Below are 22,297 nucleotides of genomic sequence, written 5' to 3'. Positions count from 1 at the left end.
AGCCGGTGCTCAGACCGGCCGGTTCTCGTTACGGTTTCTTACTGGTTCCATCCTCTTCAGGCCGTCTTCGTAAGAGATTTCATCATAGGACGCATCGACACCCTTGCTTGCGTCGAGCAGGTAGTCGAGCTTGCCGGGCGCGTCGAGCTTCTTAATGTCATTTTTGTCGACCCCGACCAGGTCCATCATTTCCTTCCAAACGGTGGATTCATCGCACGGCAGCACGTTGAAGGTGATACCGCGGAGCTTGATTCGATATTTCGCCAACAGGTCTATGTTGTTGCAAAACATGAAGTAGCTGCCATCAGGACTTAGCGCGCCGTCAAGAACATTTGCGACATCAGCAAGATAAGCGAAGCAGTGCAGATAGCCGGCAAGCACCGAAATGCTGCGTTCGCCCTCCTGCACGACCGTCAGTACCTGCTCGATCGAATAGTGGGGCGGCCGCTTCTCGTCGGCGACCTGGGCCTGGAATTTTAGGGCGATATCGCCGCGAAAGCCGAACCGGCCCTGCTTGGTGGTCCCGCCCTTGAATATGGCATTGAGCAGGCGTCCCTCGTTCTCCAACCGGCCTAGCGCGGTGTTCTCGATTGCAGTCATAAAAAATCATCCCTCGATCCAAGACAATCGCCGGACACTCCGGCGGCAGAAGACGCAATGCAAATTGTTTGCCGTCGCGTTCGTAACGCTTCATCGGCTAATCCATAAAGAAGACGCCCAAAAGCTTCCGCGATACCTCGAAAACCTTTGTCAGCAATCCGACACGCGTCGCAAAGCCAACAGGCGCGATTTTGAAAAAAGTAAGCATTGTCAGGCTCGTGCGCGCTGGCATGCGACTTGCCAATTCTCATGCAAACGAGTTGGGAAAATATGGGTGCCATGATCAATCTGACGAATAGCGCAGTGAATGCGCTCAAGAGCGCGATCTCGGCTTCGGCGCAGCCGACGAGCGGCCTGCGCATCATGGTCGAGACCGGCGGCTGCGACGGATTCAAATACAAGATGGGTTTTGCCGACGAGGCAAAGTCCGACGACACCGTCATTGAGCGCGACGGGATCAAGGTGTTTGTCGACAATAAGAGCCACGAGCACCTCGCCGGCACGATGATCGATTTCGTGGTGGCGCTGGAGGGATCGGGCTTCACCTTCGACAACCCAAACGCCAGCTCGAGCTGCGCCTGCGGAAAATCCTTCAGTAGATGAAAAGAGAAATCGAAGCATGCTGGTGGAACCAGAACAACTAAAGCAAGCGCCGATCATTGAGAGCGATCGGGAGCAACTCATTCGCGCTGTGATCGAGGAGATCCGGCCCAATCTGCAACGCGACGGCGGCGATTGTCAGCTGGTCCGGACCGAGGGCAGCAAGATCATGGTCAAGCTGACTGGTGCCTGCGCATTCTGCAAGCTTTCAAGCGTGACGCTAGAAAGCATTCAGGCGCGGCTGATCGAAAGGCTCGGCGAATTCGTTCGCCTGATCCCGGTCGCCGGCGTCGGCAATACGCGGCATTGAACGAGGTGTTTGTGCCGATCTATCTCGATAACAATGCGACCACACGGACAGATCCGTGTGTCTTGCAAGCCATGCTACCGTTCTTCACAGAGCGGTTCGGTAATGCCTCGTCCAGCCATGTCTTCGGCAGCGAGGTCGCGGGCGCGGTGGGGAAGGCGCGCCGCAGCCTGCAGGATTTGCTGGGAGCCGCCCACGATCATGAGATCGTCTTCACCTCCGGCGGGACCGAGTCCAACAATACCGCCATCCTTTCTGCGCTTGCGACCCAGGAAGGGCGCGACGAGATCGTCACCACTTCCGTCGAGCATTCCGCCATTCTAGCTATGGTGGAGCAATTGGCGACAAGGGGCATCAAGACGCACGTGATCCCGGTGGATTCGCGCGGACGACTTGACGTCGAGGCCTTTCGCTGGGCGCTTGGACCACGCACGGCGATCGTGTCGGTTATGTGGGCCAACAACGAGACCGGTACGATTTTCCCGGTGGAGTTTCTGGCTGGGTTGGCGCGTGCGGCGGGCGCGTTGTTTCACACTGATGCAGTACAGGCCGTAGGCAGGGAGCCCATCGACTTGAAAGACAGTGCTATCGACATGCTGTCGCTGTCGGCACATAAGCTGCATGGCCCCAAAGGGATCGGGGCGCTCTATTTACGCAAAGGCACGAAATTCAGGCCGCTGATCTGGGGCGGCGCACAGGAACGACGACGACGCGGGGGAACCGAGAACATCCCGGGCATCATTGGTCTTGGAAAAGCTGCAGAGCTTGCGGCCGAGCGGCTCGAGCCGGAGCGCGTTCGAATTGGTGCGTTGCGCGATCGCCTGGAGCAGGCGATTTTGCACAACTGCCACTGCATGGCGCTCGGCGATGTCGGCAATCGGCTGCCGAATACGGTTAACATCGCCTTCGAAGATCTCGAAGGCGAAGCAATCGTCCATCATCTCAAGCGCGCGGGCATTGCCGCTTCGCAGGGATCAGCTTGCAGCTCGTGCTCAATGAAGCCGTCTCATGTGCTGCGCGCCATGAACGTGCCTGCGAGGAGCCTGCGCGGCGCGGTGCGCTTTTCCTTGTCGCGTGAAACCACCGTCGAAGAAGTCGATCAGGTCGTCCTAATAATGTCCGGCATCGTGGCTCACCTGCGCACCATGTCTCGAGAGCATCCCAATCACGCCAGCAATTCGCCCTGATACACGAGTTGATCTGATGAAAATCATGATTCGCCGCTCTCCGGAGGCGGGCCTGTCGATTTACGTGCCGAAAAAAGATCTCGAGGAGCCGATCGTTGAATCGGAGCACGAGATGTTGTGGGGCGGCTGGATCAAAATAGCCAATGGCTGGGTGCTCGATCTGCCCGAGATGGCCAGCGATACGCCGCTCCCGATCACGGTCAATGCCAGGAAGCGTGGCGAGGGCGCGGACGAGTGATGAAGACGGTCCCGCAAATCGACTTTGTTAACGCGGCCGATGCGGAGGCGATTCTCACTGACGTGGCGAACCGGCTGCGTTCCGGCAGCATTGTTCCCTATCTCGGACCTGGCCTGGCCGATTTGTCCAAACCGGATGCGCCGATGACTCCGGAGACCTTGGCTGCCTTCTTTGCCACCAAGGTCGCTCTGCCGCGCCGGGCCAAGTGCAATGTCTGGGCGTCGGCGCAGCATATCGAGAGCAACAAGCATCGTTCTACCGTGACCGCATTGATGGTGCAGGCCTTTGCTGCACCGGTCGAGCCGACGCCACTGCATCATCATCTCGCCGCGCTGTCCCTGCCTCTCATCGTCGATGCCTGGTATGATAGCGCGATGCATACGGCGCTTTGCAAGCGCGAGGGATGGGGTGAGGTGCAGGGCATCACCCGCGCCGGCATCTGCGAGGAGCGCTGGTATCGCTTCTATAATGCGGAGAGCAGAGAGGTCGATCGTGCTGCGGCGCAGAGCTGGACCACTGTCCTCTACAAGCCGCACGGCGGCGTACTGCCTGCGAGGAACTTCCTGATCTCGGACGCTGACTATGTCGAGGTGCTGACCGAGATCGACATTCAGACGCCGATCCCCGATGTGGTGAAAGAGCGGCGCAGTGGCCGATGCTTTCTCTTCATCGGTTGCCGCTTCAACGATCAGCTGCTGCGAACCTATGCGCGGCAGCTCATCAAGCGCTCGAGCGGTGTTCATTACGCCATCGTGGAGCCGGGTGTGCTGTCCAGGAATGAGCTGCGCTTCCTGGTCGAACAGGGGCTGACGCCGCTTGCGATCCCGCTCCCGCGCGCGACCGCGATCCTGCTCGCTGCCTGACAGACCTTGCATATGGGGCGATGTTGCTCGCTTGCCGGCGCACGTAAGTTATCCTGCATTTCGCGGCTAGGGTTGACTGCGCTCACTGTCAGGATCGAGACGCCTTGTCACGCTTTGAACATTTCTAATCTCGTGCAGACGGCTTTGCTTCCACGGCCTACCGCGGCAGGCGGCTCACTTTTGGCTTAGATCAAAATTCCTCGCCATTCCTGGCCATGGCACGCGAGTTGCAAATCGTCTTTTTAGTTTCCGCCTGCAGGGGAGAATCGAAGGATGGACGTATCAGCGCTGGACGAAGCAAGCGCGGCAGCAAGCGCCGTCGAGATCGGCGAGATCAGGCAGGTGATCGCCGAGCACAAGGGCTGCGGCACGTCCGGCGCCAGCGGCAAGGCGAGCTGCGGCTCGCAAGCCAGCCAGGCTAAGCTGCCGACCGAGATCTGGGAGAAGGTCAAGAACCATCCCTGCTACAGCGAGGAAGCGCATCATCACTACGCCCGCATGCATGTTGCAGTCGCGCCTGCCTGCAACATGCAATGCAATTACTGCAATCGGAAATATGATTGCGCTAATGAATCGCGCCCGGGCGTGGTGAGCGAAAAACTAACGCCGGAGCAGGCGGCGAAAAAGGTGCTGGCGGTCGCCTCCACCATCCCACAGATGACGGTGCTCGGCATCGCAGGACCCGGCGATCCCCTGGCCAATCCGAAAAGGACATTCAAGACCTTCGAGCTGGTGGCCAAAGCCGCTCCCGACATCAAGCTGTGCCTGTCGACCAACGGCCTCATGCTGCCCGACCATGTCGATAGGATCGCCAGCCTCAAGATCGACCACGTCACCATCACCATCAACATGGTCGACCCTGAAATCGGCACCAAAATCTATCCTTGGATTTTCTACAATCACAAGCGCTACACGGGCCTCGAAGCCGCAACGATCATCAATGAGCGCCAGCTGCAAGGCCTCGAGATGCTGACCAAGCGGGGTATTCTCTGCAAGATCAATTCGGTGATGATCCCGGGCATCAACGACCAGCATCTCGTCGAGGTCAATAAGGCGATCAAATCGCGCGGCGCGTTCCTACACAACATCATGCCGCTGATCTCCGCGCCCGAGCACGGCACCGTATTTGGTCTCAACGGCCAGCGGGGTCCGATCTCGCGAGAATTGAAGGCGCTGCAGGATGTCTGCGAAGGCGAGACGAACATGATGCGGCACTGCCGGCAGTGCCGCGCCGACGCTGTTGGCCTGCTCGGCGAGGACCGAGGTGCGGAGTTCACTACCGAGAAGATTATGGCCATGGATGTCAATTATGATCTGGAGATGCGCAAGGCCTATCAGGCCAAGGTCGAGGAGAAGCGCGCCGCCAAGGTTGCTGCCGAGCAAGAGGAGCTCGCCGAGCTCGCCAGCGAGATGAGCGGCATCAAGCTCCTGGTTGCTGTGGCGACGAGGGGCTCAGGCCTCATCAACGAGCATTTTGGGCACGCCAAGGAGTTCCAAGTATACGAACTCTCCACTACGGGTGCCAAATTCGTTGGCCATCGCCGGGTCGATCATTATTGCCGAGGCGGTTATGGCCAGGAGGAGAGCCTTTCCATCATCATCCGCGCCATCAACGACTGCCATGCGGTGTTTGTGGCCAAGATCGGCGGCTGTCCGAAAAGCAATCTGTTGAAGGCCGGAATCGAGCCAGTCGAACACTACGCCTATGAGTTCATCGAAAAATCAGCGATCGCTTGGTTCAAGTCATATCTCGAGAAGGTGCAAAGCGGCGAGATCCAGCATGTCGAGAAGGGCGAGGCGGCGATCCGGCAGGGCGCGATGATTTCGGCTGCTTAAGGGAGACGTCATGCCGTTCAAGATCATTGCCTCGCAATGCACGAGCTGCTCGGCTTGCGAGCCGGAATGTCCGAATGTCGCTATCTCGGAGAAAGGCGGGGCGTTCGTCATCGACCCGAAGAAATGCACCGAATGCATCGGCCATTTCGACGAGCCGCAATGCGTCGCGGTGTGCCCGGTCGATAATACATGCGTCGTCGACACCTCATTGCCGCGCTACCAGGCACCGGCGTAAAGAGGCTCGAGCCTATGACTTTCACGCTGGGGGCCACCACTGAAAAACTCACGAGTTTCGTGCTGCGCGCCGATTGTACCGCTGGCGCCAGCGTCCGGCTCGCCATCACGGCAGATGGTTGCCAGGACTGTACCGGCGATATAGGTCTTGCCCCGGCACCGCGGCCCGTTCAGCAAGGACTCGACCCGCAACAGCCTGAAGTTGCTTCTCCATGCCGAGAACCAGCCAATGCTGGTCGTCTCGCGACCGATCTGACCGACACCGCTGCTAAGACCGAGCTGATCTTCCCAGGATTGGGTGTGCTGCTCCAGCAGCACCGCAAAGGCTGCCCGTTCGAAGAGGAAAGCTGCCGATGAACCTCGATGGGACAGGCAATCCGCTGTTCGAGAGGAAGGGGGCGCTCACCGCGCACACGCTACTCGGAAACGGCCTGCCGCGCAAAGCGGAGGATCATCTGTGGCAGGCCGGGCAGACCTACCACCTAGACGAGATCGCGGAAAAACACCTGCACGAAGCGCAGGCGCTAGCGCCGGGACACGCCGCCGTCCTGATCGGACTCTATCGCTTTTATTTCAACAAGGCTCGCTTGGCCGAGGCGTTGGAGCTCGCAAAGCTCTGCATTTCTAAGGCAGCGCGTGAAAACGGTCTCTCAGACGACTGGCGGCAGGTCAGCGCGACCGATGCTGCTTTCGATTGCTATGAGAACAGCTTGCCGCGCTTCTATTTATTTTCACTGAAAGCCTACGCCTACCTGCAGATGCGGCTCGGCAATCTTAATGAAGGGCACGCGGCCGCCCAGCAAGCTCGTAGAGCTCGACCCGACCGACAAAATCGGCGCCAAGGTACTCCTAGACGTGGTTGAGCGGATAGGACAAGACGATGATCGATGACATCGATGAGGCCCGCGACTGGCTCGGCAATGAGATCGACTGCGGCACCTGCAGGCATCTCGGGCTCAGGGCCACTGGCGGCTGCTGCTTGACGCAAGCCTGCGTCAACGACCGTTATGCCCAGCGCATAGACCGCTTCTTCAACTGGAATCCGCAGCTAGCCGACGCTTACATCACACATCCGCATTTCGAGGTGCGCGCGATCGCGGCCAGACACGCCAACCTGTTCCTACTGCCGATGCTGCTCGAGGACGCCGAGGAAACCGTGCGCTGGAACGCGGTGCGCCGACTTCCCAAGCGCTTTGTGCTGCGGCTACGCAGCGACCCGCATCGGGATGTGAGGATGCGGGTTGCGACCTTGCTGGAAGGCGAGGAGCTGGCGCCAATGATGTCGGATCAGGACTATTACGTTCGCCTGGTGGTGGCGAGCCGGATCGCATCGGCGCTGCTTGGGCGTCTCATGAACGATGACGAGCCCAAGGTGCGCCGCGTGGTTGCGCTCCGCATTCCCTATGACTGGCTTCTGGGCATGGTCAATGATCACGATTCGAGCGTGCGGCTCGAGATCGCACGGCGGCTATCTCCGGATTCGCTTAGCGTGCTGCGTCGCGATCCAGATTGGCGCGTCCGTTATGAGGTGGCAAGCCGCATTAGAGCGGCCGAACTGGCTGAGTTGACCGAGGACGATGACTCGATGGTGCAGGAAGTCGCCCGCGGGCGCGTGGCGATCCGGCCCGAACGACCGTGAGAGAGAGGGACATGAGCAACATCGTTCGCGACAGTGAGGATGTCGAGCTGACCGGGCCGCCTTTCTTCAGCTTCGGCGAAAAGGTGCGGGCGAACCGCGCCATCCGCAATGATGGAACTTATGCCGGCAAGGAAGTTGGCGAGATCCTCGCCAAAAAGGGAGAGGTGGGTTACGTCGTCTCAATCGGCACTTTCCTGCAGCAGTTCTACATTTATGGCGTCGAATTTCTCGAAAGCGGCAACCGCGTCGGCATGAAGCGCAAGGAGCTCGAGCCGGTGGTGGCGCGCGAGGAGCTTGAGGACCTGCCGTTGCCGGAAGAGGCCGCCCCGTGACCGACCCGAGGCTGCCGAAGTACCAATGGGGCCAGCGCGTCAAGGCGGCGGTCGACCTCATTAACGACGGCTCCTTTCCGGACGCACCGGCGAACGGACTCTTGATCGGCGCCGGAGCGATCGGCGAGATCGTGCAGGTCGGAAGGCATACCTTAGCGAACGTGCCAATCTATCTCGTCGAGTATGGCGAGCGGCTGGTCGTCGGCTGTCTTGAAGAAGAAATCACAGTGCTTTGAGGGGAGCCGTTCGCAATGAATGCCGCGGTAATGAGAAAAGTAGGGATCGGGATTAATCCTCATCCGAACGAGCTCGATTGCAAGCGGATCGAGCGCGCCTTGAGCTCGCGCCAGCGCTATCGCTATGTCTCGCCGAATGTGAAACCGGTGAGGGGTGGCTATCTGATCGAGAGTCCCTGCTGCTCTCACAATATCGATAAGGACGGCGGCCTCATCGACGTCGCGCTAGTCCACTATGACACGGTGAACGGGATGTGGAAGCTGTTTCGAAAGAACCACGCAAGCGGACTCTGGGAGTTTTATAGCATCTACTACCGCCTGACCTCCGCAATCGAAGAATTGAACACCGATCCCGAGCGGCTGTTCTGGCAATGAAGCTGATTTTGGAACCAGTTATATGGGAGCCGCGATGCCGCTTGGCACAGACGAACTGATCGAAATCGAACGCGTGCTTGCGGAAGCGAAGCTTGATGCTAGCTCATTCTCCGAGCTGCGGCGCCGCTTTCCGCAGCTCGCCGTGACGCGCTGTGATGCCTCTGACATGACGGAGCGGCCGTTCAGGAGTTTTCCGCATTTCGACCTGCATCTGATCGATGGCTGCGATCGCTGCGTGCAGATCACGACTGATCCTGCGCGGGCGATTGGCATCCTCCTGGCGGCAAGGAGTACCGGGCCGTGACCGGCGTTAGAGTCGCAGGGCGTCGCAACCATGGCGCAGACGCGGCCGATGTTTCCTTCATTCCGCTATCCGATCCCGATATAACCTCCGCCGAGCTCTCTGCCGTTGAAGCGCTGCTGTGTTCGCCGCGAGTCTCCAATGGAGCCATCACTGACGTCTTCGAGAAAGCTTTCGCCGCCTATCTTGGCCGCAAATATGCCGTTGCCGTCCCCAGCGGAACGATCGGGCTTTTGCTCGCGCTAAAAGCGCTCGGCGTCGGACCCGGGCAGGAGGTGATTGCCTCGCCTTATTCGCTTCGCGAGACGGTGCATGCTATCAGTCTCGTGGGCGCGCGGGCGGTGTTTGCCGATGTCGACTATTGGTCGGGAGCCTTGACTCCGGCGAAGGTAGAAGAGTGTGTCACGGCCAACACGCGGGCGATTATTGGTGGCAATCCGAATGGCCATCCAGCGCCATGGTCGGAGCTGCGCGCGATCGCGCAGCGCCATCAGCTGCCGCTCCTTGAGGATTCGACCGAAGCGATCGGTTCGAGATACAAGGGCGAGCTCGTCGGCCGCTTTGGCGATATCGCCGTGTTCGACTTCGCCCAGCCACTAGCCTTGACCTGCGGTGAAGGCGGCATGGTGGTGACCGACGACATCGACTTGGCCGTTGGCCTACGTCGCCATCGCGCACATCGACTGGATGAGCGCTTCTCCGTTGTCATCAGCAGCGCAGCGCCCCACCAGGCCGGCATGAGCGATCTTACAGCTGCGCTAGGCCTTGCGCAGCTAAGGCGGCTTGGCGAGATCCTGGAGCGGCGCCGGCTCGCCGAACAGCTCTACAATGCGCATATGCAATCCTTTGAGGGTATCAAGCCGCCCTACGTGGCTCCGGACGCGACCGAGGTGAACTGGTTCCTCTATCTTGTCCATCTCGGGACGCGCTTCACGCGCTCCAGCCGCGATGCCATCGTCGATGACCTGCGCACCGAGCAGGTCGAGGCCGCCGCCTATTGCTATCCGTTGCATTTGCAGCGGCATTATTTTGATGTCGGCTATCGGCATGGCGATTTCCCAGTCACGGAAAAGATCTCCGATCGCGCCGTGGCACTGCCATTTCACACCCATCTGACCAGCGACCAAATTGAGTTCATCGTGGAGACGGTGAAGGATGCGTCAATCAACATCGGCGCTGGCGCAGCAATTTATTAGAGCCGAAGAATTCAATGCGACGCAAAGGGAAGGCTTGAATGACAGTCACGGTCTCATATTGGGACAAGATAATGGAGATCATTCAGGCTACATCACTGTTGGCGGTGCTGCAGAACCCGAATACTCCAGACAAATGCAGGCGGCAGACTAGGGGCCAACGAGGCCGCAAGGAACTCTCGATGGCAAGCGCGAAGAGCGAGCGAAGAGAATGAGAAGCTCGAAAGCGGCCCGTCCGGCTCGCCCGCGAGCCCAAGGTGCTCGTAACGAAAACATGAATCGAGCCCTTGGGCTTCGGCTCGGGCTTGTTCAGGCTCGGGGTTAAATAGCAGAGAAGGCAAATGGATTTCGCAATAGATCATTGTTCCTGAACGGGACAGCGGTGGAGATTGGTGAGCCCCGGCCGGCTTCGCGGCGCACTTTGGTTCTGGCATTCTCAGCGCGCCGTCGATGCCTGCCAGGAGCTGGCCGGTGGATTTTGGCGCGCTTCGGCTGACCCGTGCCGTCGTCGACGCCTTCAGGCAGGAAAGCGTGACGAGCATGAGCCAAGGGAGCATCGCGACATGGGTAGCCAAGAGATTGAGGTGTTCGCCATTTGTCACGCCGATCTAATCGAGCGGGGCGGCGCGAAGGGCTTTAGCCTGTCGCGGATCGATGAAAGCGGCGAGAGCCGGCCGTTTCCGATTGTCGTGGTGCGGACATTCGGAAATGCCTATCACGGCTATGTCAACCGCTGCCCGCATGACGGCGTCTGGCTCAACATCGGCGCCGGAGGATTTTTCTCGTCGGACCGCGCCTTTATTAGATGCGGCCGGCACGGTGCGACGTTCGAGATCGATAGCGGGTTTTGCATCGATGGCCCCTGCAACGGAAAAGCCCTTGAGCCGGTCGCGCTCGCCGTGATCGACGGCGAGGTCTGCCTGTGTGGCGTGAAGCTGGTAGAGGACAAGGGGTTTGCCGATCCGTTTGAGGACAGCGACGAAACCATGGACATTATGATCCATCCGGATTAACAGACATGATCTCATGACCTTGGCTGAGCAGTCTTTTGGGAAAGCGCCGTCGTTCTCATGAAGACTCACCAGGCCTGCGCCTGTCGCTGCTTTCGAACGGGTGAGAGATCATGGCCCGGGCACGCTCGCGGAGTCATGCGCTGCGCGTACGAAGCACAAGTACCGCAACTGGAGCATGCAGGATTGGCTCCTGCCAGGGGCGCGATTTTCCCTGGGTAAAGCTCGTGTGGAAGAGCTCCGCGTGGCGGGTGGTCGGAGCACGCTACCCAGACCGTCATCGCGCGCCGGCCGATCGGCTAGGACGCTCAGACTGGTTCGCCTCCTGTGCGCGCAGCCATTACTTTTTGGGCCACTTGGTCCGGGCGAAGGCCAAGGCGCGGCGAAAGTCGGCCATGTCGACCCAGCCCTTTTCGTCCATCTGATCTTCCCACGTCCATTGCCCGCCTTCGTCGTCGTAAACGCGGCTTTTCTCGATAAAATATCTATTGTCGATGGTCTCGACGCCTTTGTTCGTTACCTTCCACTGCGATCCAGTCCAAAGATTTGGCATGAGAAACATTCTCCTTTGACCTCCAATATAGCGGCCGAGGCACGGATTGCGCGCGAAAAATACAAATAATCTGTGGCTTTAGAACTCGTCGTTTGGCGAGAGACCCGGGCGGTTAGAGTACGGTCTAAAAAACCGGACAGGCGGGTTCGACTCCCGCTCTGTTCTAAAAAAACTCGACACACCTGCGCCGGAGAAGAAACAATCGATGGTCGTGTAGCTCAACTAGACAGAGCGCTGGTTCCTAAATCGGAGGATGCCAGTTCGACTCCGTCCACGATCACCATAAAGTGGGAACGTGGTGGGCTGGCGAGAGCACGCCCCGGCATCTTTTGCTCTGGCGAGGAGTGTTGGGACCCAAGCTTAAAGATCGCTCGTCCCAACGGCGATGATCATGAGGTCTGGCCGCAATTCCCGTCAAGTACCTTCAAACGTTAACTTCGCTCAGTTCGGAGAGTGGGCCCAACGGGTAAGCCAACGCGGTGCTAACGCGTTGAGTCCTTCGGGACGCACAGGTTCGATTCCCTATACTCTCCGGCTACGTCTCGGTTGATGCACGGAATTTCGCCGCACTCTCGGCGGCCACAGCCAGGGCGCGAGAGAGCTTAAGCGCCTGATCCGCCGTCACCTGAAAATGAACGCCCACAATGCTCGCAATAGCGACGGTTATCTCGTCGTCGATCTGCTCAACTGTGATCGCAGCCGACTCGTCGATCTCGATCTCTCCGACACGCTCGAGACCATCAGGTTCTTTCGCCATGCCTGCACTCTCCATAGAGTTCCCGGCGATAATATACCGGAGATCATGTTTCTGGCCACGAGCCATGAGAAGGATTCCCGCGCCCTGCGCCATAGATCGAATTTCTAAAGGATCAAAAGGCGCAGCGCCAGGATCTCGAACGGCACCGCCGTCGAAGACCCGAAGGCCCCAAACTGTTGCAGTTCGTCATCGACGGTAACGACCGCCTCGAAGATGTTGACGTTTCCGTCGAGTGAGGCGGCGGTCGCCTGGATGACGCGATCACCAACCCTCAGGCCGGGTGCGCTTACCGTGCCAGCCGCGGCTAAACCGGTGACATTGACCAAGACAGATCCTGAGATCTGAACCATTCTTGTCTTTCGGTTGAGAGGTAGAACGTGATGTTCCATACAACCAAATTCATTTCAGGTCGATAAAATTTTAGGTAGTGTATTAGTTTGGAGAATCTAGATCAGAGACCAAAAGTCCGCTCGCACTCGCGGCAAGTGATCGTCGAAAGTTTTCTTCCGCAACCAGCGCAATGAGCGGAATCACGATCTTCATCATTCCATACAACAATCCCGTCGCACCGTCGCAATTGGTTGTGTCTGTTTCAAAACCGCAGCTAGGACAGGTGTATCCAACAAATAATAGGCCATTATTCCCCTCCTTGCGCTAGCCAACTGAGACACGACCAAGTTTTGCGGCGTGGCGTAGTGGGCTGCGTGCCTGTCTTCCAAACAGGGAGATGTTCGGTTCGATGCGGACAGCTCGACCATCCTGCCATCCCCTGGTGCTAAATGGTCGGCGCTTTCAACGCTGGATTTCGCGGGTTGAACTCCCGTTGGCAGGACCAACTTCAACTCCTTCAGCTGTCTGCTCGTTAACCTGACCGCAAAAAAGCACTTGGCCCCTGTCACGCGAATGGCTTCAAGGCACCGGCGAACGCACCGGCCAATCCGGACGCCGCCAAGATAATCCCTTTGTGATGTCCTGCCAGACGCCGTTGAATCTCACGCGGTTAACAAGACGAGAGAGAGGGCGACAACAATGGGAAGTGCAGCGGTGACGTTAAGCCGAACAGAACTAGATACCAGAAGTACGAGTGCGAGTGCCTAGTTTCGGGAATAACGTACAGAAGGAATTCGTACGCTCACAACCACCATGCGCTACCCAACGACCGGGCGATGAATTGCGACCAAACCTTCGCGCCAACATGAAGGTTATCAACCAGTCACCAGGAGATGTTCAAGTGCTATCTCACCGACTGAAGGGCGGGCCAAGGCTATATGCGCCCGAGAAGAGCCATTTCAGCGGGCCAGCGCTATCTCGATTCTTTCATCGGCGGCGCCGAGCGCGATCCCTGGCTCGCCTGGATGCGCCTCGTATGGCAGGAGACAAGTGACAACGAATCCGCGCGCGGCGAGCTCGACCTCGCGCTGTCAACGCTCGCCGACTGGAGACGCAACCAGCCCGGCAACCCGGTATGATGAAAGATGGCGGCACCCTAAAGAGTAGGTGGGACTCGTCGCGCTTGCCCTTTGTCTTTCTGTTCGCTCTTGGCGTGCGATAAGACGCCGGCGTGCTTTAAGAGAATTGGCGGCTGCTCCTCTCCATATGCGAGATCCACAAGTCGCGTGCGGGTGAGCGCGAGCTGCACGGTTCCACGCTGTTTACGAAGTGGGGCAGGCCGGCAACGTGGCGAACATGGAAGCCAGCCGCTTTTGCTCGGATGAAGTCGGGCCCGGCCTTTACTCCCGATGACATGCGCCCTTGTGGCGGCGCCGTGACCGAGCAGGTGCTAGTGACATCCAAGGCACGCTTGAAAGCAGAGAAAGCCCCCGGCGGCCTCGACGCCGCCGAGGGCTCCGTCTGGGCTGGAGGGGGATGTTTGGGCCCAGACGCAACAGGATCGTTAGGGTGATATAACGATCCTGTATCGGGAGTTCTTTCAGACTCGCCGAAACCAGATTAGCCGTGCGCGTAGGGGGAGTGGGAACATCCTTGCGAAGTACAAACCCCAGTCACGCGCGGCAATTCAAAGGGCTTATCCGTTGACCGTAGCCTTGTAATCGAGGTCTCCGCCCAGGAATCAATCGATCGAAGGCAGGCGCCCTCAAGGCGTACAGCGTGAAGGGCCAGCGCCACTGGTATCGCTGATTGCGGTTTGCCATCGGCGCCAGTCGGGCTCCTAGCCAGCTTGGCTTGCGATCTCGCGGAAGCCAAGCTCGGTGATCACATGCCTCTCGTCGGAAGGTCCAGCGCTTGCCTAAAGATGCGGTCGGTTCGCGCCGGATCAAGCCTTGTTGCAGCAAAGCATCGATCCCATCGGGAAGATCGCCGAAATGCATAGGCTCCTGCGAGAAGACGACAGTCATGGTGATCGCTACAATCCTCCTGCCGCGTGACATTGCAAGAGCCGGGCCATCCGGAAGAACGGGGATCTTCCGGCTAGTTTGGCCCCGCTGCCGAAAAGCTGCGATCCGCGTGTGCGGCTCGATGTTTGTCGCCTCCGCCACAGAAGAGATCGTTTCTGTAGCCAACGTGACAATGACTGGTAGTTCTACTTCGACAGATTGAGAACGATCGGCGCAGAAGCACGACCTCCCGCATCTTGGTTCGAAGCTTGCATGAAGACGGATGATGGAGCAGACAGGCAACGCGGGAGCAAGGAAAATGGCGATGATCGGACCAGCCATTGAAGCCCTGATCGGAAAGGCCTTTCCGATGCTAGAGGTGTCCGTGACATATCTTGGCGGCGAGGGCGATCATTGCGGCGCCCGCGTCATTCAGCGTGCTTTCACAGTGAAGAGCCAAAGCAGCATCAGATTGTGTATGCGCCGCTCAACGGGACAATGGGTGCAGAGCTTCACGACTTTGCGCAGACACCCTCAGCCCTAGGGGCGATGCACTCCTACCTTGTCTCTCTTCAGATGAACCCAATCGCACGAATGGCAGGCGCATGAACTCAGAAAAGAAAATTGAGCTTCCTCAACTCTACAGACATCATGTCTTTGCTTGTCACGTCCAGCGTCCGCCAACACATCCGCACGGCAGCTGCGGCGCGGCCGGCGCGCAAGTCCTGTGGGACAGGATGAGCAAGGCGATCGAAGCACAAGCTCTCAGCGATGTCGGCTTCACAGCGGCGGGCTGCCTCGGCTTTTGCAGCGCAGGTCCCTTAATGGTGATTTATCCTGACGGCATCTGGTACCGCCCGGCCACCGCCGAGGATATCGACGAAATCATCGCGTCCCATCTGAAGGAAGGCAAACGTGTCGACCGCCTAGTTATGGTGTTGAAGCGGAGCTAGTGTCCTGACTCGCAAATTCGCAATCGCAGATTTGCAGTACATTTGTGTCGCTAGCACGTTCGAACCTCTGCGCGCGCATGGTGCGCAGCAGCCTACCGTCTAACTCCTGTGCTGCGCAGAAGAGCTTCGCCAGAAATGTGAGCACATCGCCGCCGTCCGAGGAGCAAATCGGAATCATGATTCCAGCGCAAAATAGGTTTGGAATGTAATTGATATTCATGAGCAACTCGAGACCTAGTTCGTAATGTACGCTCCCAAGAACCAAACCTTTAGCTCATCGGAGGCAGAGCTATGGCCGAAACTGTCCGCAGAAATGAACTCCGTCGCTAAGGGATGGAGCCGATTTGATCCAAGCGCGACCTTAGGCAACCGGAGGAGCACGTGTCGACTGCATCAATCTGCACGGCCCTTTCCTCATTAGCCTCAGGCAGCCCATGAAAGATATCAATTTCCCGGCCGTCAACGTTGCTTTCGATGAAGCCTGCAAGATTCGCAGCGCACATAATTAACGCGTCACCAAGCTGGACCGCGATAATTTAGACATGCGCACCGCGGTTGCCGACGCAGTGCTTGCCCGTGGGGCATGCGAACGCGACGCAGTTTACCCTCAGCAAGACGACTTGACGATTCACTTTGTCATCTCGAATCGGTGGCAATGATCATGCGTTGCAGGGCGGATCAGAGCGGTTTCTTTTTAGTGACTTGAAGCGGCCTTGGGAGGTTCTATGCCAGGGAGGGGGTCATTGATCCGTGCGGAGCAATTGTTGAGTGCCTTGCTGCTGAACGTGTTCTACGCATCGCTGTGAGCGTCAGTTGATCGAGCAAACTGGTCTGCAATCCTTTGCATGGCCAGTTCATGGGGCTCTCGCCCGACGATCCCGTCCGCGACCTGACCAGCTTCACCAAGAACCACGCACTTCATGACCCGGCTTCTGAACTATCCGCAGGTCAAGGCGCAGCTGTTGGCGAGCACTTCTCGGGTAGATCGGAACGCTGATCGAAGCCTCTAGCAGGCTGCTGAAAAAGCTGATTGCAGGAGCGATTTTCTTGATCGGCGCGAGGATGCGGCGACTTCCGAGGTCTGAACGACGCCGTAGGCGGTGTCTCGGAGGCGATTTTGCTTCATTTTCGATGCTCCAGACAGACTCATGCCGTCGTTGCCAGAATTTTCGGGATGCGAACGAGGTTGTAGGCGGTCGCGGTCAATACGAAGAACCACTCGACCAATCCTCGGCCGCGATGGCGTGTCTTGCGCAGCCCGCCAACGGTCTTGATCCAGCCGAACGGCTCCTCGATCCGCTTGCGCTTGATCGTGCTGATGCGATAGCCGGGATGACGGGTGGTGCGCGCATCGATCGCCGAGCGGCGATTGGCATTGTTCTGGGAGACATGCGGGGTGCAGCCGCGCTCACGACAGCCTGCGACGAAGTCGGCAGTGTCGTAGTTCTTGTCACCGCCCACCGTGCTGCCAGGCTTGGCATTATCCTCGATCATGTCGAGCGCGGTGGTCCGCTCCGCGGTGCCGTTGGCCTCGGTCAGTCGCGCATCGACGATCAGCCCGTTGCGGTTCTCCGTCATCAGATGACCCATGTGACAGAGCTTGGCCTCCTTGCCGGCGCCTTTGCGGAACAGCCTGGCATCCGGGTCAGTGTTCGAAGAATGCGTGTCATTCTTGCGCTTCTCGCCATGGAAGTCGCGCTCGGCGTTGCGCCCGCCACTGCCCTTGGCCGCCGGCGGTCTGCCATCGCCATCCTTCGGCACAAAACTCTTCATGCTGGCCCAGGCCTCGATCAACGTGCCGTCGACGGAGAAGTGCTCGCTGGACAGCAGCTTGCTCACTTGCGGAAGGTTGAGAACGCTCGCGAAAAACTTCGCCGCGATATCACCGTCGAGCAGGCGGTCCCTGTTCTTGCAGAACACGGTCGCGTCCCACACCGTATCGTCCGCAGACAGGCCGACGAACCAGCGAAATAGCAGGTTGTAGTCGAGTTGCTCCATCAGCTGCCGTTCCGAGCGCACCGTGTAGAACGCCTGCAGCAGCAGCGCTCGCAACAGCCGCTCCGGCGGGATCGACGGCCGTCCTTCGCGCGCATACAGTCGATCGAACGATCGCGACAAATCCTTCAGCGCCGCGTCAACAAGCTCCCGGATCGCTCGCAGCGGATGGTCCGTAGGGATCCGTGTCTCCAGCCGCACGTAGCTGAAAAGGCGTTCCGCATGCTCATCTTCGCCGCGCATCCCGATCCTCAGTCGAAAGGAATCAACCACATGCACAGAATCACACTCCGATCGCCTCGCAAAACGACTTTTTCAGCAGCCTGCTAGCTTCATAGAAGAGCCTTTCGCCCCAAGGACGGCAGCGGCGACGATGATAGTGGCGGAAATTTCCACGCCAGCATGGAGAACCGGCATGGGCAGGCTGTAGCCGGCAGGGTTACGCAGCAAGTGGCACCGCGCCGATCATGTCGCCAATCTTCCCGCTATTGGCGTGACGCCGCATGTGAGACCGCATGCGCAGAAGAACGCGGTCTTTTCGTGTTTGATTCACCTACCTGAATCAGGGGCTGTCCACCGGACTGGCTACCTTACTAGTGTACGCAACCGATTGTGCTGCTGCTGACTTGGTGAATTCAATGGTTCAAAGAATGTCGACTGAGTTTGATAAGATAAAGGTCATAGCTGATCGCAAGGCTCGGCAATTCCGGCAACTTACATCCACAGAGATGGAATTGATCGTTGAAGACTATACTGACGAGCAGGTACCCCCGCGTAGCCACTCGCGAGAAAGAATAGGGCGGCCGGCGATGGTGCTTGCGAGGCACAAAACCGCGCTGCGGAAACAGAATGAACAGCACGCGCTTTTTACGTGGCGCTGAAAATTCTCAGCGACGCACGACAAATCACGTCAATGAATCAACTAAGTAAGCGAAGGCGCACCCAGCATTCGGCCGAGCTAATAGCGAAGAGAGGGCCTTTCAGTCTCGGCTGCAACCGCTGGAGCGGCGGACAGACTGACTGAAGGATCTGAACTGATGGCGCACGTGATGAAGATGCGGCTCCAAGCCATCATCGAGGCGTCGACACCGCGCTCGACGGCTTCACCGAAACGCTATCAGCCGGAAGGAGTATGCGAAAACGCACGAGAGCAGCACGCCGCCGAATAAGTAAAAGCCAGGAGCGCCGCATGATCTATGATCGCAAGCCGCCGGGCGTCTTGCGGACCGATGAAGAAAAATGGGTCGATATGTGGCTGATCTGCTTCGTCGACATCGATCCGGGCGCGACGTGGATCATCCGCGGTAAGACTGCGTCGCGCGTCGGAGCGCTGTTCTGATGCCTCTTTTAAATGCAACGAATACGTGCGCGGGTCGCCATCTCGGACTCCAAGTGTTCCCGTGTTCACTTGCTAACATCGCAACCAACGTGTTCGGCAACCACAGCGCAACGTTGATACCCGCCCGTAGCCAATTTTGGTAGGTGCCTCGCAGGACGTTTTTGGCCAAACTACTCAACAGAAGCAGGAGGGACCTACAATGAAAATGGCTGTTTGGAGTGCGCTTGGCTTTTTTACGGTTAGCGTATTGGCGGTAGGTGCATTCGGATGGATGACAAGGCCGTTTATGAGTCGGCCTGTCAGGCAGATGCTGACGAAACTACTAAGCAGCTCAACTGGTAACTGAAAGCAACTCGACCCGCCGCACTCCCTCTTAGAAGCGCGCAGTTTGGCGCGGTAGTGCGGCGAATCAATCATGTATAGAGAAGACGATCAGATAGAGTGTTACGTGCTTTCGCGTGAGCAGAGATGCTGACGCGTGAACCTTTTATCCCGTTGCTCGAAGCCCGAGGACCTTCTCAACATTGATGTGGAAACGCTCTGCGCTGAAGAGCGGCTTCTCGGTCTGGTACATCGATGCCGTTCGGGGGCCGTCCACCCCATCATTGCGGCAGTAGAGCGCAAGTACAGCTCGCCGAGGCCGCCCTCAAGCTGGAGAGGCATCGTGATCACGCAGTGAGCCAAGTTGCGCACCGAAGCCGGTTGGTCACCCAGTGAGGGGATTATCTCCGGTTGTCGACGCATCGTTTGAATTAGCGGTCCCGCTCTTTTACGCTGGACTACATTGAGATGCAATTTGCGAGGGGTGGATCGCTCGGTCAATGTGGCTAGGAGGTACAAACGTAAGCAACTCTGGTAGGTGGAATTCATAGTCAACCTGAACCTCCTCCGAATTGATGGACACCTGTAGTAGGCTCGAAGAGCCAGGAGGTGTCGGATGGAAGGACGTCAACGTCGGTCGTTTACGGACGACTACAAGCGGCAAGCGGTTGATCTCGTAGCGTCGAGCGGGCGCTCGATCGGATCTGTTGCCAAGGAGCTTGGGCTGCGCGATTCCGTGCTGCGGCGGTGGATGGAGCAGCGAGGGGCTCGGCTGGAGCCGACGGCGGCGACGCGGCGCCCCACAACGCAGGCGACGCTGCCGTCGGCGGACCACGCGGCAGAGATCGCGCGTTTGCAGCGTAACCGGTATGAGCTCCCACGTCCGCGATGATTAGCGGTCGCGGGCGTAGCGGATGGGCATCCAGTGCTGGCGCAGCGCCTCGACGACGGCTGGGATATCGAGGTAGGCGTTACGGAGGAAATCCTCGGTTTTGCGACCGCTTCGTGGCGGTCCGAGCAGCGGACGGGCCTGATCGTCGCGACAATGCAGCAGGATGGGCAGCAGCAGGCCGTGATTGACGTTGTTGACGTCGAGCAACGGCGCCCACGCCGACAGTCTGAGCCGCATCGCAGCATAGAAACCCTGGCACCAGGGATGCGCATCGATGTTGCCGCTGGGGTCGCGCCGGTGCATCGGCTCGAACCGATCGGGGGCAGTCGAGAGGGTGTTGCTGATGTCGTTGTGGCGCAGCGCGACGGCGGAGATCGCGGCGAACTCCGGCGTGCCGCCATGGTTGAAAGCGTCGGCATCGATCGCGAGCAGCGGGCAGATCCAATCGAGCGGGCTCATCGACACCGGTCCGGCCACGATCGCGGCGGTATAGCCGTCGAGCATGGGAATGCTGGTGGCGGCAGGATGGCGATCGACGCGATCCTGGAGCCATCGCTCGAGCTCCGCAAGCGACATCGCGGCTGACGCCATCGACGATGCTGCCTTATGGCGACGTGGGCTCATGCCGCTGCCTGCGGTGTGTGCCGGCGCGCCGCCTTCCAGTTCCAGGCGAGCAGCTCGTGCAGCTGATGGCTCTTGGTTCGCCCAGACACGATGCGCTCCAGCACATCGGTCAGGTAGGCCTGCGGATCGAGCTCATGGAGTTTTGCCGTGTTCACGAGCGACGCCAGGATCGCCCAGCTCTCGGCGCCGCCTTCGCTGCCGCTGAACAATGAGTTGCGTCTTCCCATCGCAATCGGGCGCATGGAACGCTCGACTGTGTTGCTGTCAACTTCGACACGGCCGTTGCGGAGAAACAGCGTCAACCCGTCCCAGTGATTGAGTGCGTAGTTGATGGCCTCCGCCAGCTTCGATTGGGAGAAGAGCTGGCCGACCATTGCGGTCAGGCGCGTCCTGAGCGCCTCCATCAATGGAGCGGACCTGGTGCCGCGGGTGGCCAGCCGCTGCTCGGCACTGCTGCCACGGATCTCTGCTTCGATGGCATAGACCGCCTGCAGGCGCTCGATCACTTCGCGCGCGAACGGCGACTGGGTCGTCTTATACACCTCGACGAATTTGCGGCGGGCGTGGGCGAGACAAAAGGCGAGTTGGATCGCGCCGCCATGATCGCGGGCGAGCGCTTTGTAGGCGGCATAACCGTCGACCTGCAGAATGCCGGAAAAGCCCATCAACTGTCTGGCGATCTCCGCCGTGCCGCGGCCGTCGGCGAACACGTAGGCCACCGCCGGCGGCGAGGGACCGCCCCATGGCCGGTCATCCATGGCATGCGCCCAGAACTGGCAGATGCGCGGGCGATGTCGTCCGGGATCGAGCACCGGCATCGGCGTCTCGTCGCAGAACAGGCGCGGCGCGGTCTGGATCGTGCGCAGCTGAAGCGCATAGAGGCTCCTGAGCCACCAGGCCGCACGCTTCACCCAGCCGGCAAGCGTCGCCCGGTCGAGATGGACACCCTGGCCGGCCAGAATTTGCACCTGTCGGTACAGCGGCAGATACCAGGCGAACTTCGAGACTACCACGTGGCTCACGAGTGCGGTCGAAGCCATGCCGCTCTCGATCAGGCGCGGCAGCACCTTCGCCTGGATCACACCATCGGTGCAGCGGCGGCAGCCGTACTTGGGACGGACCGTCCGCAGCACCCGCAGGATCGCCGGGATGATGTCCAGCACCTCGCTGACGTCCTCGCCGATCTTGTGAAGCTGGCCCTGGCAACACGGGCATGCGGTCGCCTCCGGCTCCAGCACATGCTCACAGCGCGGCAGGTGCTTTGGAAGCGCGCCGATGTTGCGGCGCGCCTTCTTCCGCAGTGGCTTGCCGGGCGGCTTTGCCGCAGCTGCATCGTCGTTGGCAGCTGCAGGCGGCGTGACGTCGGTCTCAAGATCGCCAAGCTCAAGCGCGAGCTGCTCGGCCACGAGCGCGGCAAGCCGCTCCGAGCGCTTCCCGAAGATCATGTCCTTGAACGTTTGCATTGCTACGCGCAGCGTCTCGTTCTCAGCGTCAAGCGCGAGCACCATCTCGGTCAGAGCTGCCGGATCGGTCGGGAGAGTGTCGGGGCGAATCGCCATGACCAGACGATACATCC

The 22,297-nt window shown here is 59.1% G+C and carries 29 protein-coding genes, 2 tRNA genes and 1 pseudogene; 25 read left to right on the top strand and 7 right to left on the bottom strand.

Features of this window, described 5'->3' with window-relative positions; genetic code table 11:
- Window positions 1–9 precede the first annotated feature (9 nt).
- A complete protein-coding gene (locus tag ACH79_RS39765) occupies window positions 10–600 on the bottom strand; it encodes a hypothetical protein (RefSeq protein WP_065755490.1) in 591 nt (196 codons plus the stop codon).
- A 279-nt stretch (window positions 601–879) separates the two neighbouring features.
- Between ACH79_RS39765 and ACH79_RS39760 the strand changes: the two genes are divergently transcribed.
- The 17 genes and pseudogenes from ACH79_RS39760 to ACH79_RS39685 all read left to right on the top strand — a co-directional run bounded on the left by ACH79_RS39760 (window position 880) and on the right by ACH79_RS39685 (window position 10,954).
- Window positions 880–1,203: an iron-sulfur cluster assembly accessory protein gene (locus ACH79_RS39760; protein ID WP_161855642.1), complete on the top strand. Its 324-nt coding sequence runs from the start codon at window positions 880–882 to the stop codon at window positions 1,201–1,203.
- A 16-nt stretch (window positions 1,204–1,219) separates the two neighbouring features.
- Window positions 1,220–1,510 (top strand): NifU family protein, encoded by a 291-nt coding sequence (locus ACH79_RS39755; protein WP_161855641.1) that lies wholly within the window; start codon window positions 1,220–1,222, stop codon window positions 1,508–1,510.
- Entirely contained in the window at window positions 1,507–2,694 is a 1,188-nt protein-coding gene (gene nifS / locus ACH79_RS39750) for a cysteine desulfurase NifS (protein WP_161855640.1), read from the top strand. Before ACH79_RS39755 ends, nifS begins: the two co-directional genes overlap by 4 nt.
- A gap of 16 nt (window positions 2,695–2,710) precedes the next feature.
- Complete coding sequence (gene nifT, locus ACH79_RS39745) at window positions 2,711–2,932, top strand: putative nitrogen fixation protein NifT (protein ID WP_057861984.1); 222 nt, start codon at window positions 2,711–2,713, stop codon at window positions 2,930–2,932.
- Window positions 2,929–3,795 (top strand): SIR2 family protein, encoded by an 867-nt coding sequence (locus ACH79_RS39740; protein ID WP_161855639.1) that lies wholly within the window; start codon window positions 2,929–2,931, stop codon window positions 3,793–3,795. Before nifT ends, ACH79_RS39740 begins: the two co-directional genes overlap by 4 nt.
- 273 nt (window positions 3,796–4,068) lie before the next feature.
- Window positions 4,069–5,631, top strand: a complete 1,563-nt coding sequence (gene nifB / locus ACH79_RS39735) for a nitrogenase cofactor biosynthesis protein NifB (protein ID WP_161855638.1) — start codon at window positions 4,069–4,071, stop codon at window positions 5,629–5,631.
- Window positions 5,632–5,641: 10 nt separating this feature from the next.
- Window positions 5,642–5,866: a 4Fe-4S binding protein gene (locus ACH79_RS39730; RefSeq protein WP_065755485.1), complete on the top strand. Its 225-nt coding sequence runs from the start codon at window positions 5,642–5,644 to the stop codon at window positions 5,864–5,866.
- Between the two features lie 14 nt (window positions 5,867–5,880).
- On the top strand, window positions 5,881–6,222 hold the full coding sequence (locus ACH79_RS39725) for a hypothetical protein (RefSeq protein WP_161855637.1): 342 nt from the start codon (window positions 5,881–5,883) through the stop codon (window positions 6,220–6,222).
- Window positions 6,219–6,756: pseudogene (locus ACH79_RS39720) on the top strand (hypothetical protein). The gene ACH79_RS39725 and the pseudogene ACH79_RS39720 overlap by 4 nt, the downstream one beginning before the upstream one ends.
- On the top strand, window positions 6,746–7,504 hold the full coding sequence (locus tag ACH79_RS39715; protein WP_161855636.1) for a 4Fe4S-binding leucine-rich repeat protein: 759 nt from the start codon (window positions 6,746–6,748) through the stop codon (window positions 7,502–7,504). The pseudogene ACH79_RS39720 and the gene ACH79_RS39715 overlap by 11 nt, the downstream one beginning before the upstream one ends.
- 11 nt (window positions 7,505–7,515) lie before the next feature.
- Window positions 7,516–7,836 carry a nitrogen fixation protein NifZ gene (locus ACH79_RS39710; protein ID WP_065755481.1) on the top strand — a complete coding sequence of 107 codons (321 nt, stop codon included), beginning with the start codon at window positions 7,516–7,518 and terminating at the stop codon, window positions 7,834–7,836.
- Window positions 7,833–8,072 carry a nitrogen fixation protein NifZ gene (locus ACH79_RS39705; RefSeq protein WP_065755480.1) on the top strand — a complete coding sequence of 80 codons (240 nt, stop codon included), beginning with the start codon at window positions 7,833–7,835 and terminating at the stop codon, window positions 8,070–8,072. The genes ACH79_RS39710 and ACH79_RS39705 overlap by 4 nt, the downstream gene beginning before the upstream one ends.
- A gap of 15 nt (window positions 8,073–8,087) precedes the next feature.
- On the top strand, window positions 8,088–8,447 hold the full coding sequence (locus ACH79_RS39700) for a DUF3024 domain-containing protein (RefSeq protein WP_161855635.1): 360 nt from the start codon (window positions 8,088–8,090) through the stop codon (window positions 8,445–8,447).
- Window positions 8,448–8,481: 34 nt separating this feature from the next.
- The gene (locus ACH79_RS39695; protein WP_161855634.1) at window positions 8,482–8,751 is read left to right on the top strand and encodes a hypothetical protein; all 270 of its coding nucleotides are present in this window, start codon (window positions 8,482–8,484) and stop codon (window positions 8,749–8,751) included.
- Window positions 8,748–9,944 (top strand): DegT/DnrJ/EryC1/StrS aminotransferase family protein, encoded by a 1,197-nt coding sequence (locus ACH79_RS39690; RefSeq protein ID WP_161855633.1) that lies wholly within the window; start codon window positions 8,748–8,750, stop codon window positions 9,942–9,944. Before ACH79_RS39695 ends, ACH79_RS39690 begins: the two co-directional genes overlap by 4 nt.
- Window positions 9,904–10,095, top strand: coding sequence for a hypothetical protein (locus ACH79_RS43450; protein ID WP_202639382.1), 192 nt, complete (start codon window positions 9,904–9,906; stop codon window positions 10,093–10,095). The genes ACH79_RS39690 and ACH79_RS43450 overlap by 41 nt, the downstream gene beginning before the upstream one ends.
- 409 nt (window positions 10,096–10,504) lie before the next feature.
- Entirely contained in the window at window positions 10,505–10,954 is a 450-nt protein-coding gene (locus ACH79_RS39685; protein WP_057861994.1) for a Rieske 2Fe-2S domain-containing protein, read from the top strand.
- Between the two features lie 337 nt (window positions 10,955–11,291).
- On the opposite strand, the gene ACH79_RS39680 is transcribed toward ACH79_RS39685, so the two are convergent.
- Window positions 11,292–11,504 (bottom strand): hypothetical protein, encoded by a 213-nt coding sequence (locus tag ACH79_RS39680; RefSeq protein WP_161855632.1) that lies wholly within the window; start codon window positions 11,502–11,504, stop codon window positions 11,292–11,294.
- 448 nt (window positions 11,505–11,952) lie between these two features.
- Between ACH79_RS39680 and ACH79_RS39675 the strand changes: the two genes are divergently transcribed.
- Window positions 11,953–12,038: transfer RNA gene (locus tag ACH79_RS39675), tRNA-Ser, on the top strand.
- 1 nt (window position 12,039) lies between these two features.
- Here the strand turns inward: ACH79_RS39675 and ACH79_RS39670 are convergent.
- A complete protein-coding gene (locus ACH79_RS39670; protein ID WP_065755502.1) occupies window positions 12,040–12,261 on the bottom strand; it encodes a hypothetical protein in 222 nt (73 codons plus the stop codon).
- A gap of 104 nt (window positions 12,262–12,365) precedes the next feature.
- The gene (locus ACH79_RS39665; protein WP_161855631.1) at window positions 12,366–12,587 is read right to left on the bottom strand and encodes a hypothetical protein; all 222 of its coding nucleotides are present in this window, start codon (window positions 12,585–12,587) and stop codon (window positions 12,366–12,368) included.
- 432 nt (window positions 12,588–13,019) lie between these two features.
- Here ACH79_RS39665 and ACH79_RS39660 point away from each other — a divergent pair.
- The 4 genes from ACH79_RS39660 (at window position 13,020) to ACH79_RS39645 (ending at window position 15,550) form a co-directional block, all read left to right on the top strand.
- Window positions 13,020–13,096: transfer RNA gene (locus ACH79_RS39660), tRNA-Glu, on the top strand.
- Between the two features lie 433 nt (window positions 13,097–13,529).
- The gene (locus tag ACH79_RS39655) at window positions 13,530–13,730 is read left to right on the top strand and encodes a hypothetical protein (protein WP_161855630.1); all 201 of its coding nucleotides are present in this window, start codon (window positions 13,530–13,532) and stop codon (window positions 13,728–13,730) included.
- A gap of 1,153 nt (window positions 13,731–14,883) precedes the next feature.
- Window positions 14,884–15,141 carry a hypothetical protein gene (locus ACH79_RS39650; RefSeq protein WP_202639129.1) on the top strand — a complete coding sequence of 86 codons (258 nt, stop codon included), beginning with the start codon at window positions 14,884–14,886 and terminating at the stop codon, window positions 15,139–15,141.
- Between the two features lie 61 nt (window positions 15,142–15,202).
- On the top strand, window positions 15,203–15,550 hold the full coding sequence (locus tag ACH79_RS39645; protein ID WP_161855629.1) for a ferredoxin: 348 nt from the start codon (window positions 15,203–15,205) through the stop codon (window positions 15,548–15,550).
- A 1,146-nt stretch (window positions 15,551–16,696) separates the two neighbouring features.
- On the opposite strand, the gene ACH79_RS39640 is transcribed toward ACH79_RS39645, so the two are convergent.
- On the bottom strand, window positions 16,697–17,788 hold the full coding sequence (locus tag ACH79_RS39640; protein WP_161853322.1) for an IS5 family transposase: 1,092 nt from the start codon (window positions 17,786–17,788) through the stop codon (window positions 16,697–16,699).
- Window positions 17,789–18,582: 794 nt separating this feature from the next.
- On the opposite strand from ACH79_RS39640, the gene ACH79_RS44900 reads away from it, so the two are divergent.
- The 3 genes from ACH79_RS44900 to ACH79_RS39630 all read left to right on the top strand — a co-directional run bounded on the left by ACH79_RS44900 (window position 18,583) and on the right by ACH79_RS39630 (window position 20,097).
- Window positions 18,583–18,714 carry a hypothetical protein gene (locus tag ACH79_RS44900; RefSeq protein ID WP_256380291.1) on the top strand — a complete coding sequence of 44 codons (132 nt, stop codon included), beginning with the start codon at window positions 18,583–18,585 and terminating at the stop codon, window positions 18,712–18,714.
- Window positions 18,715–18,734: 20 nt separating this feature from the next.
- Window positions 18,735–18,884: a hypothetical protein gene (locus tag ACH79_RS39635; protein WP_156434591.1), complete on the top strand. Its 150-nt coding sequence runs from the start codon at window positions 18,735–18,737 to the stop codon at window positions 18,882–18,884.
- Between the two features lie 937 nt (window positions 18,885–19,821).
- Window positions 19,822–20,097 carry a transposase gene (locus tag ACH79_RS39630; RefSeq protein ID WP_161855628.1) on the top strand — a complete coding sequence of 92 codons (276 nt, stop codon included), beginning with the start codon at window positions 19,822–19,824 and terminating at the stop codon, window positions 20,095–20,097.
- Here the strand turns inward: ACH79_RS39630 and ACH79_RS39625 are convergent, their stop codons facing one another.
- Window positions 20,098–20,721, bottom strand: a complete 624-nt coding sequence (locus ACH79_RS39625) for a UPF0149 family protein (RefSeq protein WP_246738294.1) — start codon at window positions 20,719–20,721, stop codon at window positions 20,098–20,100.
- Complete coding sequence (locus ACH79_RS39620) at window positions 20,718–22,280, bottom strand: IS66 family transposase (RefSeq protein WP_161856372.1); 1,563 nt, start codon at window positions 22,278–22,280, stop codon at window positions 20,718–20,720. The genes ACH79_RS39625 and ACH79_RS39620 overlap by 4 nt, the downstream gene beginning before the upstream one ends.
- Window positions 22,281–22,297: the final 17 nt, after the last annotated feature.

Source organism: Bradyrhizobium sp. CCBAU 051011 (genome assembly GCF_009930815.1).
Taxonomy (GTDB): Bacteria; Pseudomonadota; Alphaproteobacteria; order Rhizobiales; family Xanthobacteraceae; genus Bradyrhizobium.
This window is presented reverse-complemented; position numbering and strand designations above follow the sequence as displayed.